19 protein-coding genes are annotated in these 20,163 nt (G+C 37.1%); 18 read left to right on the top strand and 1 reads right to left on the bottom strand.

Annotated elements, in window-relative coordinates; genetic code table 11:
* Position 1 precedes the first annotated feature (1 nt).
* The 6 genes from K5S59_RS10395 (at position 2) to spoVM (ending at position 5,460) form a co-directional block, all read left to right on the top strand.
* Complete coding sequence (locus tag K5S59_RS10395; RefSeq protein WP_000648710.1) at positions 2 to 754, top strand: Stp1/IreP family PP2C-type Ser/Thr phosphatase; 753 nt, start codon at positions 2 to 4, stop codon at positions 752 to 754.
* Between the two features lie 8 nt (positions 755 to 762).
* Entirely contained in the window at positions 763 to 2,736 is a 1,974-nt protein-coding gene (gene prkC, locus K5S59_RS10390) for a serine/threonine protein kinase PrkC (protein WP_000904762.1), read from the top strand.
* Between the two features lie 268 nt (positions 2,737 to 3,004).
* On the top strand, positions 3,005 to 3,886 hold the full coding sequence (gene rsgA / locus K5S59_RS10385) for a ribosome small subunit-dependent GTPase A (RefSeq protein ID WP_001113938.1): 882 nt from the start codon (positions 3,005 to 3,007) through the stop codon (positions 3,884 to 3,886).
* A gap of 2 nt (positions 3,887 to 3,888) precedes the next feature.
* Complete coding sequence (rpe, locus tag K5S59_RS10380; protein ID WP_000589961.1) at positions 3,889 to 4,533, top strand: ribulose-phosphate 3-epimerase; 645 nt, start codon at positions 3,889 to 3,891, stop codon at positions 4,531 to 4,533.
* A gap of 99 nt (positions 4,534 to 4,632) precedes the next feature.
* The gene (locus K5S59_RS10375; RefSeq protein WP_002072839.1) at positions 4,633 to 5,313 is read left to right on the top strand and encodes a thiamine diphosphokinase; all 681 of its coding nucleotides are present in this window, start codon (positions 4,633 to 4,635) and stop codon (positions 5,311 to 5,313) included.
* 66 nt (positions 5,314 to 5,379) lie between these two features.
* Complete coding sequence (gene spoVM / locus K5S59_RS10370; protein ID WP_001213599.1) at positions 5,380 to 5,460, top strand: stage V sporulation protein SpoVM; 81 nt, start codon at positions 5,380 to 5,382, stop codon at positions 5,458 to 5,460.
* 73 nt (positions 5,461 to 5,533) lie between these two features.
* Here spoVM and rpmB read toward each other — a convergent pair whose 3' ends face one another.
* Positions 5,534 to 5,722: a 50S ribosomal protein L28 gene (gene rpmB / locus K5S59_RS10365; protein ID WP_000124776.1), complete on the bottom strand. Its 189-nt coding sequence runs from the start codon at positions 5,720 to 5,722 to the stop codon at positions 5,534 to 5,536.
* A 375-nt stretch (positions 5,723 to 6,097) separates the two neighbouring features.
* Between rpmB and K5S59_RS10360 the strand changes: the two genes are divergently transcribed.
* The 12 genes from K5S59_RS10360 to K5S59_RS10305 all read left to right on the top strand — a co-directional run bounded on the left by K5S59_RS10360 (position 6,098) and on the right by K5S59_RS10305 (position 20,154).
* Positions 6,098 to 6,460: an Asp23/Gls24 family envelope stress response protein gene (locus K5S59_RS10360; protein ID WP_000021109.1), complete on the top strand. Its 363-nt coding sequence runs from the start codon at positions 6,098 to 6,100 to the stop codon at positions 6,458 to 6,460.
* A 22-nt stretch (positions 6,461 to 6,482) separates the two neighbouring features.
* On the top strand, positions 6,483 to 8,159 hold the full coding sequence (locus tag K5S59_RS10355) for a DAK2 domain-containing protein (RefSeq protein WP_000027124.1): 1,677 nt from the start codon (positions 6,483 to 6,485) through the stop codon (positions 8,157 to 8,159).
* 288 nt (positions 8,160 to 8,447) lie between these two features.
* Positions 8,448 to 10,496: an ATP-dependent DNA helicase RecG gene (gene recG, locus K5S59_RS10350; protein ID WP_001006877.1), complete on the top strand. Its 2,049-nt coding sequence runs from the start codon at positions 8,448 to 8,450 to the stop codon at positions 10,494 to 10,496.
* 89 nt (positions 10,497 to 10,585) lie between these two features.
* Positions 10,586 to 11,179 (top strand): transcription factor FapR, encoded by a 594-nt coding sequence (fapR, locus tag K5S59_RS10345; RefSeq protein ID WP_000747352.1) that lies wholly within the window; start codon positions 10,586 to 10,588, stop codon positions 11,177 to 11,179.
* Complete coding sequence (gene plsX / locus K5S59_RS10340) at positions 11,176 to 12,168, top strand: phosphate acyltransferase PlsX (RefSeq protein WP_000684108.1); 993 nt, start codon at positions 11,176 to 11,178, stop codon at positions 12,166 to 12,168. The genes fapR and plsX overlap by 4 nt, the downstream gene beginning before the upstream one ends.
* A 14-nt stretch (positions 12,169 to 12,182) precedes the next feature.
* Positions 12,183 to 13,127, top strand: coding sequence for an ACP S-malonyltransferase (fabD, locus tag K5S59_RS10335; RefSeq protein ID WP_000516945.1), 945 nt, complete (start codon positions 12,183 to 12,185; stop codon positions 13,125 to 13,127).
* Positions 13,127 to 13,867 (top strand): 3-oxoacyl-[acyl-carrier-protein] reductase, encoded by a 741-nt coding sequence (fabG, locus tag K5S59_RS10330; RefSeq protein WP_000911781.1) that lies wholly within the window; start codon positions 13,127 to 13,129, stop codon positions 13,865 to 13,867. Before fabD ends, fabG begins: the two co-directional genes overlap by 1 nt.
* Before the next feature lie 69 nt (positions 13,868 to 13,936).
* Positions 13,937 to 14,170 carry an acyl carrier protein gene (gene acpP / locus K5S59_RS10325; protein WP_000786062.1) on the top strand — a complete coding sequence of 78 codons (234 nt, stop codon included), beginning with the start codon at positions 13,937 to 13,939 and terminating at the stop codon, positions 14,168 to 14,170.
* Positions 14,171 to 14,228: 58 nt separating this feature from the next.
* The gene (gene rncS / locus K5S59_RS10320; RefSeq protein ID WP_001146868.1) at positions 14,229 to 14,966 is read left to right on the top strand and encodes a ribonuclease III; all 738 of its coding nucleotides are present in this window, start codon (positions 14,229 to 14,231) and stop codon (positions 14,964 to 14,966) included.
* Positions 14,967 to 15,113: 147 nt separating this feature from the next.
* A complete protein-coding gene (smc, locus tag K5S59_RS10315) occupies positions 15,114 to 18,683 on the top strand; it encodes a chromosome segregation protein SMC (protein ID WP_000478999.1) in 3,570 nt (1,189 codons plus the stop codon).
* A 15-nt stretch (positions 18,684 to 18,698) separates the two neighbouring features.
* Positions 18,699 to 19,688 (top strand): signal recognition particle-docking protein FtsY, encoded by a 990-nt coding sequence (gene ftsY, locus K5S59_RS10310; protein WP_000007660.1) that lies wholly within the window; start codon positions 18,699 to 18,701, stop codon positions 19,686 to 19,688.
* A gap of 133 nt (positions 19,689 to 19,821) precedes the next feature.
* Positions 19,822 to 20,154, top strand: a complete 333-nt coding sequence (locus K5S59_RS10305; protein WP_000891061.1) for a putative DNA-binding protein — start codon at positions 19,822 to 19,824, stop codon at positions 20,152 to 20,154.
* The last annotated feature ends 9 nt before the right edge of the window (positions 20,155 to 20,163 follow it).

Here is a 20,163-nt window from a genome sequence, read left to right as displayed (position 1 = left end):
GATGAAAGCCGTGTTTCTATCGGATAAAGGAAAAGTTCGTCAACATAATGAAGATAGTGCAGGAGTTTTTCACAATTTAGATGGAAATGTTTTAGCGGTAGTAGCAGATGGAATGGGAGGTCATCGAGCTGGTGATGTAGCTAGTTCGATGACCATTCAATTATTCCATGATTATTGGAAGCAAACGCATAATATGAATGAACCAAAAAAAGTAGAAGAGTGGTTACATACGAGTGTTGGGATTATTAATGAGCGTATATATGAGTACTCTAAACAACATGTAGAATGTAATGGTATGGGAACAACACTTATAATAGCGATTTGTACGCAAAACTTTGTGACAATAGGTCATATAGGAGATAGTCGTTGTTATATGGTATCAGAGGGAGAAATCTCGCTTGTAACGGAAGATCATTCCCTTGTAAATGAACTTGTGAGACATGGTGAAATTTCAAAAGAAGACGCAGAATATCACCCGAAAAAGAATGTTTTGTTAAGGGCATTAGGAACAGAAGAAAAAGTCGGATTAGATGTGAAAACATTGGTGCTTGAGGAAGATGATCAGTTACTTCTTTGCTCTGATGGTTTATCTAACAAAGTTTCTATTGCTGATATGCAACAAATTTTACAGCTAAATGAACAGCTTGAAACGAAGGGACAACGTCTCATTCAATTGGCGAATGATCGTGGCGGGGAAGATAATATCACCCTTGTTCTTATTGATTATGCGGGTTCGACAAACGAAAGTAGGTGAAGTGCAACGTGCTGATTGGAAAACGCTTAAATGACCGTTATAAGCTACTGAAAATGATTGGTGGCGGTGGAATGGCCAATGTGTATTTAGCTCATGATGATATACTTGGCCGAGATGTAGCGGTAAAAATATTAAGACTCGACTATTCAAATAACGAAGAGTTTATTAAACGTTTCCATCGAGAAGCGCAGTCTGTTACAACGTTGTCGCATCCAAATATTGTGAATATGTATGATGTCGGAGAAGAAGATGGTATATATTATCTTGTAATGGAGTATGTACCAGGACAAACATTGAAGCAATACATAATTGAGCGAGGGATGTTACCTATAGGAGAAGCTCTTGATATTATGGAGCAGTTAACATCCGCCATGGCACACGCCCATCATTTTGAAATTGTGCACCGTGATATTAAACCGCACAATATTTTAATTCGAGCTGATGGAGTAATAAAAGTAACAGATTTTGGAATTGCGACAGCTACAAGTGCAACAACAATTACACATACAAATTCGGTACTCGGTTCGGTGCATTACTTATCACCAGAACAAGCACGCGGCGGGATAGCAAATAAACAATCAGATATTTATTCTCTAGGAATCGTTATGTTTGAGTTGTTAACAGGAAGACAACCGTTTTCTGGCGAATCTGCTGTTGCTATAGCTTTAAAACATTTACAAAGTGAAATTCCGTCTCCAAAGAGATGGAATGAAAATATTCCGCAAAGTGTCGAAAATATTATATTAAAGGCAACTGCGAAAGATCCGTTTCACCGATATCAATCTGCCAATGCGATGAAACGAGATATTGAAACTGCGCTATATCCAGAGAGGATAAATGAGCAGCCATTTTACATACCGGAAGATATGGAAGCGACAAAAGCGATTCCTATTATTCAACAAGAACAATTATTCGAAAATGTAACTGATGAAACAATTGTTTTAAAAGGAAGTAAAGTGGATGAACAGAAAAGAAAAGAAGAAACGGAATTAAATAAGAAGAAAAAACGAAGTAATAAATGGATCAAAGTTTTAATAACGACATTTTTACTTTTAGCAATTGGAATAACGTTAGCGCTTACTGTTATTCCAGGATTCTTTATTCCAAAAGATGTAAAAGTCCCTGATGTGGCTGGTATGAAGTATGCGACAGCAGTAAATAAATTAGTTGAAAAGGGTTTTGAGGTTACGGAACCTAATATTGTATATACAGATGATGTTGAAGCCGGTGATGTGATAAAAACAGACCCTGTGGCAGGAAGAGTCGTGAAAGAAAACTCTAAAATTACTATCTATCAATCAGGCGGAAAAAAGAAAAGTAAGATGAGTGATCTCACAGGAAAAGATTTTGAGAGTATAAGGGCTGAATTAGAAGAAAAATATAAGCAAGTTACAATAAATTATATTGAAAATGATAGGCCAAAAGGTGAAATCGTAGAGCAAATTCCTACGCCGGATCAAATGGTAGTAGAGGCGGAACAAGAACTGAAAATTTGGGTAAGTAAAGGTCCGTATCAAATTAGACCAGGTGATTTTTCAGGATGGACTGAAAATAGCGTAAATGGTTATTTGAATGAGAGAAAACTAACTCCAGATATAAAACGAGAGTATTCCGATACTGTTGATAAAGGACTTGTAATTTCGCAATCTCCAAAACCAGGAACGCCGTTAAAAGAAGGAGATAAAGTGACGATTGTCATCTCAGAGGGTCCTAAGCCGAAAGTAACGAAAACAGTGAAAGTGGATAATATTTCTATTCCGTATGAGTCTTCTATAATTGGTGAGAAAAAACCGCAAACAATAGAAATTTATAAAGAAGATATGCAACAAAAAATGGATAGACCAATTGAAACTAGAACAATTTCAGAGTCGGCAACTATTTCTTTAGAATTTGTAATTCAAGAAGGTACAAAAGGACACTATAAAATTGTACGAGATGGTGTAACGATTATCGACAAAGAAGTACCATACCCAACTCAATAATAATGACTTCCATTTTCTTTCTAGAGGGGATGGAATGTATTACTCTTGCCTGTTATGCTGTCTACTTATAGTGGACTGTATAACAGGCAAAAATATATGATTCAAAAAGTTATAAAAGTGATACTGTTATAAATAATATGTTGAATTTGATGGTAGATTAAATATATTAACTTGTATATATAACGGGTTTTGAAATAAGTATTTAAAGAATTCTAATCCATTCAATATGAATTACAGCTTCACTTTATACAAAATAAAGGAGAATTATATGCCAGAAGGAAAAATTGTAAAAGCTCTAAGTGGGTTTTATTATGTGCAGCATGAAGAAGGGATTACACAATGCCGCGGGCGTGGTGTGTTCAGAAAGAATAAAATTACACCACTAGTAGGAGACCAAGTTGTTTTTCAAGCAGATAATCCAAGTGAAGGATACGTGCTTGAAGTATTTGATCGAAAAAATGAACTTGTTAGGCCTCCTATTGCTAATGTTGATCAAGCAATTCTCGTTTTCTCAGCAGTAGAACCAGATTTTAATCCGGGACTATTAGATCGATTTTTAGTGCTAATTGAATATCATAATATTAAGCCGATTATTTGCATTAGTAAGATGGATTTAGTGGATGAAAGAATGAGAGAGACTGTTGAATCTTATGCGAATGACTATCGCGAGATGGGATATGATGTATTATTTACTTCTATAAATACATCGGAAAGTATTGATATTTTAAAACCATTCTTAGAAGGCTGTGTTTCTGTTGTAGCAGGGCAATCTGGTGTTGGGAAATCTTCTATGCTTAACGTTTTACGCCCAGATTTAGAACTGAAAACGAATGATATTTCCTCGCATTTAGGACGCGGGAAACATACGACAAGACACGTGGAATTAATTGCGGTTGGAAGCGGACTAGTTGCAGATACACCTGGTTTTAGTTCACTTGATTTCATAGATATAGAAGTAGAAGATCTTACATATTGTTTTCCAGAGTTGAAAGAAGCGAGCCAATACTGTAAATTTAGAGGGTGTACACATCTTTCCGAACCGAAATGTGCTGTGAAGGCTGCGGTTGAAGAAGGAAAAATTACAGAATATCGTTATAAGAATTACAAACAATTCGTAGAAGAAATTAGAGAGAGAAAGCCGAGGTATTAGTTATGATTAAAATTGCACCATCGATCTTATCAGCAGATTTTTCAAAATTAGGGGAAGAGATTAAAGATGTAGAAAAAGGCGGAGCGGATTACATTCACGTCGATGTAATGGATGGACATTTCGTACCAAATATTACGATTGGACCATTAATTGTAGAAGCTATCCGTCCGATTACATCGTTACCATTAGATGTACATTTAATGATTGAAAATCCTGATAACTATATCCCGACTTTCGCAAAAGCGGGAGCGGATATTATTACTGTTCATGTAGAGGCGTGCCCTCATCTACATCGTACAATTCAGTTAATTAAATCTCATGGCATTAAAGCGGGAGTTGTATTAAATCCGCATACGCCAGTTTCAACGATTGAGCATGTATTAGAAGATATAGATATGGTATTACTTATGACAGTAAACCCAGGATTCGGTGGGCAGAAATTTATCCATTCTGTATTACCGAAAATTAAACAAGTTGCAGAAATGGTTAAAGAGCGCAATCTAGAAGTAGAAATTGAAGTTGATGGTGGTGTAAATGCTGAAACAGCAAGACTTTGTATTGAAGCAGGAGCAAATGTACTTGTAGCTGGATCAGCAGTATACAATCAAAAAGACCGCGGTGAAGCAATTCGTATCATTCGTGGATAATGAATGAACGAGTCTTTATCCCAGTGAAACTTCTAGTGTAGTAAGTTTTCACTATTTATAAAGGATAGAGAAAAAATATGTAAAAAGGCAATCTACCGAATGGCAGATTGCCTTTTTACAATAGAAGGGGAAGGAAACATGATTATTCATATTTTAGCGGGCGGACCTGCGGAATATTGTGCAGATTTTTCTCGATATGAAAGTGAGAAAGTAGTGTGGGCGGCAGTTGATAGAGGCGTATATCGTTTATTAAAAGGAGGAATTACTCCAGCTGTTGCGTTTGGAGATTACGATTCAGTTACTGAAGAAGAATTAGTATGGATGGGCCAGCAAACAAATGACTTACATATTGTTCCTCGTGAAAAAGATCAAACAGATTTAGAAATTGCGATTAACTGGGCGTTAGAACAAAATCCGACATTGATTCGTATTTTTGGCGCCACTGGTGGAAGGCTGGATCACGGTTTAGCGAATATACAGATGCTTTTAAGAGGGTTAGAAGTAGGGATAGAAATGTGTATTGTAGACAATAAAAATGAAATAAGCGTGAAAAAAGTGGGTACACATATAATTGAAGACAATAAAAATTTCCCTTATGTATCTTTTGTGCCGGTTACTGAAATAGTGGAAGGGATTACGTTGCTTGGGTTTAAGTATCCTCTAATTAATAAAACAATAGAATGGGGATCAACACTTTGTATTAGTAATGAACTCGTTGAGGAAAAAGGTACTTTTTCATTTACTTCTGGCATATTAATGGTGATAAGAAGCACTGATTAAAGAAACAATTTTGCTCCTTACATCATATAGTGAACAAGTGGAGTAATGGGGATTAGGAGGGAAACCATGAGATTTTATACAATTAAGTTACCTAAATTTCTTGGTGGAATTGTTCGTGCCATGTTAAATACCTTCAAAAAAGATTAAAAAAAGCACCTATTACCGGTGCTTTTTCCATTGTCATAGTAAAAAAAGAGCCTAGCGGCTCTTTTTTTTATTATTAAACACGTTCGATTTTGCCAGATTTTAATGCTCTAGCAGAAACGTAAACACGTTGAACTTTTCCGTCGATGCGTACGCGAACTTTTTGAAGGTTAGCGCCCCATTTACGTTTTGTAGCGTTCATTGCGTGAGAACGAGAGTTACCAGAACGAGCTTTTCTTCCAGTGATAGCACAAACACGAGCCATTTATATTTCCCTCCCTTGATACCTTACCATACGTAATTTTTCAATGTTAGTCTTTTTTGCGATGCTAAAAACACTACTATAATTTAACACAACTAAAAAGAGAATGCAACACCGTAGAAAAAAGAAATCAAGAAAAATTACTTGACATCATATGTCGATGATGAAAAGTTGAAATCAAGAAAAATTGCTTGACATATTATAGTGGTACATGTTGTATAATAACAATGGACTATTTTGCTCATCATAAAAAATGTGATTTAAAACATAAAATATGAGAGTGAAAAGAAAGAACGATGGAATTTTCTTTAAAAAGATTATATGATAGTAACTAAAGTAGTCTAGCTCACTTTCACCATTTATGAAGGGGGAAACGAGATGTCAATTGAAATTAAAACTAAGTATGGTCAAATTGATATTAGTACAGATGTAATTGCAACAATTGCTGGAGGTGCCGCAGTAGATTGCTACGGTATCGTAGGTATGGCATCAAAAAATCAGTTAAAAGATGGTTTAACAGACATTTTACGAAAAGAAAACTTCACTAGAGGCGTTATTGTTCGTAAAGATGAAGATGAAGTACATATTGATATGTATATTATTGTGAGCTATGGTACGAAAATTTCAGAAGTAGCACATAACGTGCAGACGAAAGTGAAATATACATTAGATCAAACTGTAGGACTAGCAGTAGATTCTGTAAACATCTACGTACAAGGAGTTAAAGTAATAAACTTGTAATGTGCATTAAGGAGGAAAATCTGTGTCAATTCAAAAAATTGATGGGAAACGTTTATCACAAATGATCATGCAAGGAGCGAATAATTTAACAAACAATGTTCAGCTTGTTGATGCATTAAACGTATTTCCAGTTCCAGATGGCGATACCGGTACAAACATGAACTTATCAATGACTTCAGGCGCACGTGAAGTGAAAGCAAATCCTTCACAGCACGCTGGTAAAGTCGGTGTAAGTTTAGCCAAAGGATTATTAATGGGAGCTCGTGGTAACTCTGGTGTTATTTTATCTCAGTTATTCCGTGGTTTCTCTAAATCCATTGAACAAAAAGAAGAATTAACAACAGTTGATTTTGCTGCAGCTTTAGATGCTGGGGTAGAAGCGGCTTACAAAGCGGTTATGAAACCGATTGAAGGAACGATTTTAACGGTTGCAAGAGAAACGGGTAAATATGCAGTGACAGTTGCGAAAAAACAGCGCGACTTTGTTTTGTTTATGGAAGACGTTGTGAAAGAAGCGAATGCATCGTTAAATCGTACGCCAGATTTATTACCTGTATTAAAACAAGTTGGCGTTGTAGATAGCGGTGGTAAAGGTCTTGTTGTTGTATATGAAGGATTTTTAGCAGACTTAAAAGGAGAAACGATTTCTTCTAATGTGTCTGCCCAACCATCTATGAATGACATGGTACGCGCAGAACATCACCGTAGTGTACAAAGCCAATTGAGTACAGAAGATATAAAGTATGGATATTGTACGGAATTCATGGTGAAATTAGAGCCTGAAAAAATGAAAGAACATAATTTCTCTGAACAAAAATTCCGTGAAGATATTAGTGTATACGGAGATTCACTACTTGTTGTATCAGATGATGAGGTTGTTAAGGTTCATATTCATGCGGAACATCCTGGAGATCCTATGAATTATGGACAACGCTATGGTAGTTTAATTAAGATTAAAGTAGAAAATATGCGTGAACAGCATACTGCTTTATTAGATGAGCCTACTATGATGCCTGAGCCGACTAGCCAGTCTAAAGAGAAACAACCGTACGGTATCGTAACTGTTGCTATGGGATCTGGTATCAAAACTTTATTTGAGAGCATTGGCGCGACGAAAGTGATCGAAGGTGGCCAAACGATGAATCCAAGTACGGAGGATATTGTGAAGGCGATTGAAGAAGCGAACGCTGAAAAAATCATTATTTTACCGAACAACGGAAATATCGTGATGGCAGCAGAACAAGCAGCGTCAGTTGTTGATCAAGAAGTGATTGTGATTCGTTCAAAAACAGTTCCTCAAGGTATGGCTGCAATGTTAGCATTTAATCCAGTTGGAACGTTAGAAGAGAATGAAGAAAACATGAAAGAAGCTTTATCTCATGTGAAAACCGGTCAAATTACGTATGCGGTACGTGATACGGAAATTGATGGTGTAGCAATTCAAAAAGATGATTTCATGTGTATCGCAGATGGAAAAATCGTATCAACAAATGCTGCAAAAGTAGGAGCTGCAAAGCAATTACTAGAAGCACTTATTGATGAAGATTCTGAAATCGTAACGATTCTACAAGGTGAAGATGCAACTGACGAAGAAGTAGCTGAGTTAGTTGAATTTGTAGAAGAGAATTTTGAAGATGCAGAAGTAGAGGTACATGCTGGAAACCAACCGGTGTATTCTTTCATCTTCTCTGTAGAATAAGAAAAAATTCGTTTTGAAAATAAATGGATTACTTACTTGCTAATGGATAAAAACTAGTAATATGAAGTTTATTACTAGTTTTTATTCAAAAGGCTAGCATATTGAATAAAAAAGAGCCTTGCTGCTAATAGTGAGGCTCTTTTCTTTCGTGTTGCTTATGATGGATTTGAGTAGTTTCTCTTAGAATGCCTATGATAGAATATATAAGGTGAAATAGAGCGATTACAGATGTCAATCGTGTTAATGGATAATGAATCAAAGAAAATAATGTGACGGAGCGTGAGAATCTTGAATGAAGTTGTACAAGTTCCTGTTACGGATGTAAAGGGAATCGGAGGAGAAACATCTGAATTACTACACGAGATGGGAATTTATACAGTTTCTCATCTATTAGAACATTTTCCGTACCGTTATGAAGACTATGCGATGAAAGATCTTGCTGAAGTAAAGCATGATGAACGGGTAACAGTTGAGGGGAAAGTTCATAGTGCCCCTTTACTGCAATATTATGGGAAGAAAAAGTCGCGTCTTACGGTTCGTGTCCTCGTCGGTCGTTATTTAATTACAGCTGTATGTTTTAATAGGCCGTACTATAAGCAGAAGTTAAATTTAGATGAAACGGTAACGATTACTGGTAAATGGGATCAGCATCGTCAAACGATTGCGGTATCAGAGCTTCATTTTGGACCAGTTGCACGTCAACAAGAAGTAGAGCCTGTATACTCAGTGAAAGGGAAACTTACAGTAAAACAGATGCGCCGTTTTATTGCCCAAGCATTCAAGGAGTACGGAAAATCTATAGTTGAAGTGTTGCCTGATGGATTGCTAAGTCGATATAAATTATTGCCGCGTTATGAAGCATTGCGGGCGTTGCATTTTCCAGCAGGGCAGGAAGATTTAAAACAAGCCCGTCGCCGTTTTGTATATGAGGAGTTTTTCTTATTTCAGCTGAAAATGCAAACATTACGGAAAATGGAGAGGGAAAATTCGAAAGGGACGAAAAAAGAAATTCCTTCAGCAGAATTGCAAGAGTTTATCGATGCACTCCCGTTTCCGTTAACTGGTGCGCAGAGCCGGGTAGTAGATGAAATTATGAAAGATATGACATCTCCTTATCGGATGAATCGTCTGTTGCAAGGTGATGTAGGTTCTGGGAAAACAGTCGTAGCAGCTATTGGCCTTTATGCAGCGAAATTAGCACATTATCAAGGTGCTTTAATGGTTCCTACAGAAATTTTAGCGGAGCAACATTATCAATCGCTCGCAGAGACGTTCTCACACTTTGGTATGAAGGTTGAATTGCTAACAAGTTCTGTTAAAGGTGTAAGGCGTCGAGAGATTTTGGCGAAATTAGAACAAGGAGAAATAGATATCCTTGTCGGAACACATGCTTTAATTCAAGATGAAGTTATCTTTCATAGGTTAGGTCTCGTTATTACTGATGAACAACATCGATTTGGTGTAGCGCAGCGACGAGTTTTAAGGGAGAAAGGTGAAAGTCCAGATGTATTATTTATGACAGCGACCCCAATTCCGCGTACGTTAGCAATTACTGCATTTGGAGAGATGGATGTTTCTATAATCGATGAGATGCCAGCTGGTAGAAAGGTAATTGAAACATACTGGGCAAAACATGATATGTTAGATCGAGTTCTCGGTTTTGTGGAGAAGGAGATAAAAAAAGGAAGACAAGCATATGTAATTTGTCCCCTTATTGAAGAATCGGAGAAACTTGATGTACAAAATGCGATTGATTTACATAGTATGCTGACTCATCATTATCAAGGGAAATGTCAAGTCGGATTAATGCATGGAAGATTATCATCTCAAGAAAAAGAAGAGATAATGGGACAATTTAGTGAAAATAAAGTGCAAATTCTTGTGTCGACAACGGTTGTTGAAGTAGGTGTGAACGTACCGAATGCGACTGTAATGGTTATTTATGATGCAGAGCGTTTCGGTTTATCGCAGCTCCATCAGCTCAGGGGACGTGTTGGGCGTGGTAGTGAACAATCATATTGTTTATTAATAGCGGATCCAAAATCGGAAACGGGAAAAGAGCGAATGCGTATTATGACCGAAACGAACGATGGATTTGTGTTGTCAGAAAAAGATTTAGAGTTAAGAGGTCCTGGAGATTTCTTTGGAAGTAAGCAAAGTGGTTTACCAGAATTCAAGGTTGCTGATATGGTACATGATTATCGAGCGTTAGAAACTGCGAGACAAGATGCGGCGTTATTAGTAGATTCCGAAGCATTTTGGCATAATGATCAATATGCTTCGTTGCGTACTTATCTTGACGGGACAGGTGTGTTCCAAGGAGAGAAGCTCGATTAAAGTGAGGCAGCAAAAGTTTTTGTTGCATTCTACTTTTAATGATTATATACTACTGTTAGTACCTAGTCATAAAAAATGGATGGTGCGGTATGAAAAAAAGAAGAAGTAAAAAAGAAAGACAAGAACTATTACAACAAACAATAGAAACGAATCCTTTTATTACGGATGAAGATTTAGCAGAAAAATTTCAAGTGAGTATACAAACCGTACGTCTTGATCGTATGGAATTATCTATTCCTGAATTAAGAGAAAGAATTAAACATGTAGCTACAAAGCAACATGAAGAAGATGTGAAATCTTTACCGTTAGAAGAGGTTGTCGGAGAAATTATCGATATAGAATTAGATAGACATGCGATTTCTATCTTTGAAGTGAAGGTAGAACACGTATTTAAAAGAAATCAGATTGCCCGTGGACATCATTTGTTTGCACAAGCAAACTCACTAGCTGTTGCAGTTATTGATGAAGAATTAGCTTTAACTGCAAAGTCTACCATTCGATACATTCGTCCTGTAAAATTAGGAGAGCGTGTTGTTGCAAAAGCACGTGTTGAAGATGTAGAGAATGATAAAGGACGGACCGTTGTCAAAGTGCGTAGCTTTGTTGGAGAAGAACTTGTTTTTACAGGCACTTTTGAAATGTATCGATCTAGTAATTATAGTGAGGAAGGTAACAACTTATGAAAATCGCAATAGATGCAATGGGCGGCGATCATGCTCCAAAAGCTGTCGTATTAGGAGCAATGAAAGCTATTAAGGAATATTCTGATTTACATATTACGTTAGTAGGGAAAGAAGAGGAAATTCGTCAATACTTAACGAGTGAAGAACGAATTACTATACTTCATACAGATGAAAAAATCGAATCGACAGATGAACCAGTAAGAGCGGTTCGTCGAAAAAAACAAGCTTCAATGGTACTAGCAGCGCAGCAAGTGAAGGACGGCGTAGCGGATGCTTGTATATCAGCTGGTAGTACAGGAGCTTTAATGGCGGCTGGATTGTTTGTTGTAGGTCGTATGGAAGGAATTGAGCGACCAGCTTTATCCCCTACAATGCCAACTGTTGATGGAGAAGGTTTTGTTATGTTAGATGTTGGAGCGAACGTTGATGCAAAACCAATTCATTTATATCAATATGCAGTAATGGGATCTGTATACGCTGAGAAAGTAAGAGGGATTAAAAATCCTCGTGTTGGACTTTTGAACGTTGGAACAGAGGATGGCAAAGGGAACGAGCTTTCAAAACAAGTATTTGCAATGCTAAAGGATGCCCCAATTAATTTCGTTGGGAACGTTGAATCAAGAGATTTATTGCAAGGTGTAGCAGATGTTGTTGTATGTGATGGTTTTACAGGGAATGTAGCGCTAAAATCATTAGAAGGAACGGCACTTGCATTATTCTCTATGTTAAAAGAGCAGTTAATGAGTTCGTTTACGAGTAAATTAGCAGCAGCGGTATTAAAGCCAAAACTTATGGTATTAAAAGATAAAATGGATTATTCGGAGTATGGAGGAGCGGCATTATTTGGATTGAAAGCTCCTGTCATTAAGGCTCACGGTTCTTCCAATGACCAATCAATATTTAGTGCGATTCGTCAAACGAGAGAAATGGTAGCGAAAGAAGTGATTCCTACTATTTCAAGCGTAATGGAGAAAGAGCCACTCCAATAAGAGGAGGATTTGAAATGGGAAAACTAGCATTTCTTTTTCCGGGCCAAGGTTCACAGGCAGTTGGAATGGGTAAACAGTTAGCGGAGAATAATAAAGAGGTTGCAAATGTATTTGCAAAAGCAGATGAGGTGTTGCAAGATTCACTTTCAGAAGTGATTTTTGAAGGGCCGCAGGAAAAGCTTACGTTAACGACGAATGCGCAGCCTGCCTTATTAACAACGAGTTTTGCTATTTTGACAGCTTTGAAAGAGTATGATATTACACCAGACTTTGTTGCAGGACATAGTTTAGGTGAATATAGCGCTCTTGTAGCAGCGGGTGCAATAACTTTTGAAGACGCTGTATATGCTGTAAGGAAACGTGGGGAATATATGGAAGAAGCTGTTCCTGGCGGAGAAGGTGCAATGGCGGCTATTCTAGGTGCTGATCCACATATGCTGAAACAAGTTACAGAAGAAGTAACAAGTGAAGGATATGCAGTACAAATCGCTAATATGAATAGTACGAAGCAAATTGTGATTTCTGGAACAAAGCAAGGAGTCGAGATTGCTTCTCAAAGAGCGAAAGAAAATGGTGCAAAGAGAGCAATTCCGCTTAAGGTAAGTGGACCGTTCCACTCTTCGCTTATGAAGCCGGCAGCGGAGAAGTTCCAAAGCGTCCTAAATGAAATTACAATTCAAGATACGAATATTCCTGTTATCGCAAATGTAACAGCAGACGTTATTACAAGTGGTGCACATATTCAAGAAAAGCTAATTGAACAGCTCTATTCGCCTGTCTTATGGTACCCGTCCATTGAAAACATGGTGAATCAAGGGGTAGATACATTTATTGAGATTGGACCTGGGAAAGTACTTGCTGGACTTATGAAGTCAATTGATTCATCAGTGAAAGCATATGCGATATATGATGAAGAGACATTAAAAGATACCATTTCTAATTTGAGAGGAGAAAACTGATGTTAAAAGGGAAAGTAGCATTAGTAACTGGCGCTTCACGTGGAATTGGTCGTGCGATTGCGATTGATTTAGCGAAACAAGGGGCAAATGTTGTAGTAAATTATGCTGGTAATGAGCAAAAGGCAAATGAAGTAGTTGATGAAATAAAGAAATTAGGTTCGGATGCAATTGCTGTAAGAGCAGATGTTGCAAATGCTGAAGATGTTACAAATATGGTGAAACAAACTGTAGATACATTTGGACAAGTTGATATTCTTGTAAATAACGCAGGTGTAACAAAAGATAATTTATTAATGCGTATGAAAGAAGAAGAATGGGATACAGTTATTAATACAAACCTAAAAGGTGTATTCTTATGTACGAAGGCAGTATCTCGATATATGATGCGTCAACGTAATGGACGTATTATTAATATCGCTTCTGTTGTTGGAGTAACAGGTAATCCAGGACAAGCAAACTATGTTGCTGCTAAAGCGGGTGTAATTGGATTAACAAAAACATCCGCAAAAGAGTTAGCGAGCCGTAATATTACTGTAAATGCAATTGCTCCTGGGTTTATTGCCACAGATATGACAGACGTATTAGATGAAAATATAAAAGCTGAAATGTTAAAATTAATTCCTATAGCTCAGTTTGGTGAAGCGGAGGATATCGCAAATGCTGTAACGTTCTTTGCTTCTGATCAAAGCAAATATGTTACAGGTCAAACGTTAAATGTTGATGGCGGTATGGTAATGTAATAAAAGAATTGATTTCAGCTAGTTTTTTTGGCCAATATTTAATATAATATTTGAGGGGAGGTGAATGGAATGGCAGATGTTTTAGAGCGTGTAACAAAAATCATCGTTGATCGTTTAGGTGTAGAAGAAACTGAAGTAGTACCAGCTGCGAGCTTTAAAGAAGATTTAGGCGCAGACTCCCTAGATGTAGTAGAACTTGTAATGCAATTGGAAGATGAATTCGAAATGGAAATTTCTGATGAAGATGCTGAAAAGATTGCTACTGTTGGCGATGCTGTGACTTACATAGAGAGTCATCTATAATGCTTAAGTGAAGTCCCGTTTTTTAGCGGGGCTTCTCGGCTTATATCTGGAGGGACTTATGCCGTACCGAAAACATAGAGAAAAAAAATACGAAACAAAATATCGTGAAGCGTTTAAAGTATTTCAAGAAGAGATAGGTATTACGTTTTCAGATGAAAAATTATTGATTCAAGCATTTACGCATTCATCGTATGTGAATGAGCATCGAAAAAAACCGCATGAGGACAATGAGCGTCTTGAATTTCTTGGTGATGCTGTATTGGAACTCACTGTATCGCAGTATCTGTTTCAAAAATATCCGACAATGAGCGAAGGAGAGTTAACAAAACTACGTGCAGCTATTGTATGTGAACCATCTCTTGTTCGTTTTGCAAACGAATTGTCATTTGGTAGCCTTGTTTTATTAGGGAAAGGTGAAGAAATGACGGGTGGACGTGAACGACCAGCTTTATTAGCGGATGTCTTTGAAGCGTTTATTGGTGCCCTTTATCTGGATCAAGGGCTTGAAACAGTTTGGGGATTTTTAAAAGAAGTTGTATATCCGAAAATTAATGAGGGTGCTTTTTCTCATGTGATGGATTATAAGAGTCAATTACAAGAGTTGATTCAGCGTGATGGTAGTGGCAATATTGAGTATCAAATTTTGCAAGAAAAAGGACCGGCTCATAACCGAGAATTTGTGTCACGTGTTACGTTAAATAACGTGGCTTTAGGTCTTGGTAGTGGCAAGTCGAAAAAAGAAGCAGAGCAACAAGCTGCTGCAGAAGCATTGAAAAAATTAAAAGAACAACTATAAGGAATCCCCCTTTGAATGAGGGGGATTCCTTATGCATAGAATGAAACTTTCTTTTTGTTTGTGAATAAAGGAAAGGGAAATCCGTCTAATAGCTTGTTTTTGTATAGACAACAGTTATAACAACGGAGAATAGGAGGAAGGCCTTTCGTGTTTTTAAAAAGATTAGAAATAGCAGGATTTAAGTCGTTTGCTGAGCGTGTATCTGTTGATTTTGTCCCAGGTGTAACTTCTGTAGTAGGACCTAATGGAAGTGGGAAAAGTAATATTACTGATGCGATCCGCTGGGTACTTGGTGAACAATCTGCAAAATCATTACGTGGTGCAAAGATGGAGGATATTATTTTTGCGGGCAGTGATACGAGAAGAGCAGTTAATGTTGCTGAAGTAACATTAACTTTAAATAATGAAGATCAACGTTTACCGATTGAATATAATGAGGTGTGTGTAACGCGTCGTGTATCTCGTTCTGGTGATAGTGATTTTTATATTAATAAACAATCATGTAGATTGAAAGATATTATCGATTTATTTATGGACTCTGGTATGGGAAGAGAAGCTTTTTCGATTATTAGCCAGGGGAAAGTTGAAGAGATTTTAAGTAGTAAATCAGAAGAACGTCGTGGTGTATTTGAAGAAGCTGCTGGAGTGCTGAAATACAAACTTCGTAAAAAGAAAGCTGAAGCAAAATTAGCAGATACACAAGAAAACTTAAATCGTGTACAAGATATCATTCACGAATTAAGTAGTCAAGTAGAACCTTTAGAAAGACAAGCTTCTATTGCGAAAGATTATCTTGAGAAAAAAGAAGAATTAGAGAAAGTAGAAGCGGCGCTTATTGTACATGAAATTGAAGAATTACATGAGAAATGGGAAGCGCTTCGAAATCAGTTTGGGCATAATAAAAACGAAGAAGCTAAAATGTCAACGCATTTACAAAAAGGTGAAGAAGAGCTAGAGGAATTACGAGGACAATTACAAGCGGTAGATGAGTCTGTAGATTCCCTGCAAGAAGTACTTCTTCTTTCTAGTAAAGAGCTAGAAAAGTTAGAAGGACAGCGTGAGTTATTAAAAGAGAGAAAACAAAATGCAACGACGCATTGTGCGCAACTCGAGCAGTTAATTGTTGAATTAACAGAGAAAGCTACAAGTTATGATGGTGAAATTGAATCCAGTACAGAAGTGATGATGCAATTTGTAAATCAAGTCAAAGAATTGGAGACAAGATTGCATGATAATGAGTTACTGCTTGCAACTTTTGCTGACAATTTAGAGGAACAAATTGAGAATTTAAAGGGTGACTATATTGAACTTTTAAATCAACAAGCTAGTCATCGCAATGAGTTATCTATGATTGAAGAACAATCTAAACAACAAAACTCTAAAAATGAACGCCTCGATGAAGAAAATGCGAAATATGTAGAAATGCGTATGGAAATTACCGCGAAAAAGACGAAGCTTGTGGAAAGTTATGAACAAGTGAAAGAAAAAGTAGCTGGTATCCTTTCGGATATACAAAAGACAGAAGCAGCACTTGGGAAATGCAAGACGCAATATAGTGAAAATGAAACAAAGTTGTATCAAGCGTATCAATTTGTACAACAGGCACGTTCTCGAAAAGAAATGCTAGAAGAGATGCAAGAAGATTACTCTGGTTTCTATCAAGGAGTACGTGAAGTGTTAAAAGCTAGAGAAAATAGGTTGCAAGGTATCGAGGGTGCTGTTGCAGAACTGCTAACGGTACCGAAAGAATATGAAATTGCAATGGAAATTGCTCTAGGTGCAGCAATGCAGCATATTGTCGTACAAAAAGAAGAACATGCTCGTAACGCAATTGCGTTTTTAAAACAAAATAAACATGGGCGAGCAACGTTTTTACCGCAAGCTGTTATTAAAAGTAGATCGTTATCATTTGAACAATTACGTATTGTAAATCAACACCCATCGTTTGTAGGTGTGGCGGCAGAACTTGTGCAATATAACAATAAATATGAAAATGTAGTTTCGAATTTATTAGGGACAGTTATTGTTGCAAAAGATTTACGCGGGGCAAATGAGTTAGCGAAACAACTGCAATACCGTTATCGTATTGTAACAATCGAAGGTGATGTAGTGAACCCTGGTGGTTCTATGACAGGTGGAGCGGTAAAACAGGCGAAATCTTCTTTATTAGGACGTCAACGTGAACTAGAAGAGTGGACGAGCAAGTTAACTGATATGGAAGAGAAAACAACGAAGTTAGAAAACTTTGTTAAAGCAGTAAAGCAAGAGATTCAAGAAAGAGAAGTGCAAATACGCGAACTAAGGCAAAGTGTAGAAGTAGAGCGTGTAGATGAACAGAAATTAAGAGAAGAAATTAATCGCTTAGAATTAGAAGAACATCGTATTAATGATCGTTTATCTATTTACGATTTAGAGATTGAAGGATTCTTACAAGATCAAGTAAAGATACAAGGGCGTAAAGAAGAGCTAGAAAAGATTTTAGCGACTCTTCAAGCTGAGATTACGGGATTAGATAGCAAAATTGTCGCTTTAACAAAACAAAAAAGTGAGCAGCATTCTTCGAAAGAAAAAGTTCAAAAAGAAATGACTGAGTTGAAAGTGTTGGCGGCTGAAAAGCAACAACGTTTATCTAATCAAAAAGAAAAAGTTGAACGTTTGACGAAGGAAAAAGAAGAAACGGATGCAACGCTTGTCAAAACGAAAGAGGATTTAGCATTCTTAAAACAAGAAATGACATCGAATTCAAGTGGTGAAGAGCAAATTACGAATATGATTGAGAAGAAAGCATATGATCGTAATCAAACTTCAGATTTAATTCGCTCTCGTCGCGAACAACGTGTATCGTTACAAGAGAGAGTAGAACAGTTAGAGCGTAATCTGAAAGAAACAACAGGTAAACATAAATACATTCTTGAGATGTTGAAAGATCAAGAAGTAAAAATAAACCGACTTGATGTAGAGTTAGAAAATAGATTACAACATTTACGTGAAACATATACAATTTCATTTGAAGCAGCAAAACTGAAGTATACAATGATAATGCCTGCTGAGGATGCACGTAAAAAGGTGAAACTAATTAAACTATCCATCGAAGAGCTAGGCACAGTAAACTTAGGGGCAATTGAAGAGTATGAGCGTGTAGCAGAGCGTCATACATTCTTACTAGAGCAAAAAGATGACCTAGAAGAAGCGAAAACAACATTGCACCAACTTATTACTGAAATGGATGAAGAAATGAAAAAACGCTTTTCTACTACGTTTGAAGGAATTCGAATGGAGTTTCAATCGGTATTCTCTGAATTATTTGGAGGCGGTAGAGCGGATTTAGTCATGACGAATCCAGAGGACTTATTAAATACGGGTATTGATATTGTAGCGCAGCCGCCAGGGAAGAAGCTGCAAAACTTAGGTTTACTTTCTGGTGGAGAGCGTGCTTTAACAGCAATTGCGCTTTTATTTGGTATTTTAAAAGTGCGCCCAGTTCCATTCTGTGTGCTAGATGAGGTAGAGGCGGCTCTTGATGAGGCGAATGTTGCCCGTTTTGCGCAGTATTTAAAGAAATTTAGTGATGAGACACAGTTTATTGTCATTACACATAGAAAAGGTACAATGGAAGAGTCTGACGTATTGTACGGTGTAACAATGCAAGAGTCAGGGGTATCTAAACTTGTTTCGGTTCGTTTAGATGATGGAGAAGAACTAGTTGCAAGTAATTAGGAAGGATGGGACAGTATGAGCTTTTTTAAAAAATTAAAAGAAAAAATTTCAAAACAAACAGATACGGTAACAGAGAAATTTAAACAAGGGTTAGAAAAGACGAGAAATTCGTTTGCAGATAAAGTAAATGATTTAGTTTATCGTTATCGTAAAGTAGATGAAGATTTCTTTGAGGAACTAGAAGAAATTTTAATTGGTGCAGATGTCGGAGTTTCGACGGTAATGGAATTAATTGATCAATTGAAAGAAGAAGTGCAACGTCGTAACATCCAGGATCCAAAAGAAGTACAAGCTGTTATTTCAGAAAAGTTAGTAGGAATTTACAAAGGTGACAGTGAATTTAGCAACGAAATTAATATGCAAGAGGATCAATTAACAGTTGTTTTATTTGTCGGTGTTAATGGCGTAGGAAAAACGACGACGATTGGTAAATTAGCACATAAATTCAAAACAGAAGGTAAGTCTGTCCTATTGGCGGCGGGAGATACATTCCGCGCGGGAGCGATTGAACAATTAGAAGTATGGGGCGATCGCGTTGGTGTAGAAGTGATTAAACAAGGATCAGGATCTGATCCAGCGGCGGTTATGTATGACGCTGTACAAGCTGCGAAAGCACGTAAAGTAGACGTATTACTATGTGACACAGCAGGACGCTTACAAAATAAAGTAAACTTAATGAAAGAGTTAGAGAAAGTGAAGCGTGTAATTGAGCGTGAAGTACCGGGGGCTCCTCACGAAGTATTACTTGTTATTGATGCAACAACAGGACAAAACGGTTTAAGTCAAGCGAAAACATTCCGTGAAGCAACGAATGTTACTGGTATTGTTTTAACGAAGTTAGATGGAACTGCTAAAGGTGGTATTGTATTAGCGATTCGTAACGAAATGGATGTACCGGTGAAATTTGTTGGATTAGGGGAGCAAATGGATGACTTGCAGCAGTTTGATCCAGAACAATATGTGTATGGTTTATTTGCGAACTTAGTAGAAACAGAAGAAGTGTAAGTGAAAGAAGCGGTATTTTCCGCTTCTTTTTCTATAAAAATATGTGATGTTAAGAAAAAAACTTGACACTCTTTTGTACTCCATGTAAACTAATTCATGTAAAGGGAAATCACTTAACAAAGGATGATCCAACATGCTCGAAAAAACAACGAGAATGAACTATTTATTTGATTTTTATCAATCGTTGTTAACGCAAAAACAAAGAAGTTATATGTCGCTTTATTATCTAGATGATTTATCTCTTGGTGAAATTGCGGAAGAATTTGATGTAAGTCGCCAAGCCGTGTATGATAACATTAAACGGACTGAAGCGATGCTTGAAGAATATGAAGATAAATTAGTATTACTTCAAAAGTTTCAAGAGCGACAGCGACTTGTTGCAAAGCTAAAACAGCTAATCAGCGAAGAAGAGCATGTGAATGAAGAAATGAAACAAGTTGTTGAAGCTATCGAAAAATTAGATTAGGAGGGCGGC

Source organism: Bacillus sp. BML-BC051 (assembly GCF_019656175.1).
GTDB classification, from domain to species: Bacteria; Bacillota; Bacilli; order Bacillales; family Bacillaceae_G; genus Bacillus_A; species Bacillus_A mobilis.
This window is presented reverse-complemented; position numbering and strand designations above follow the sequence as displayed.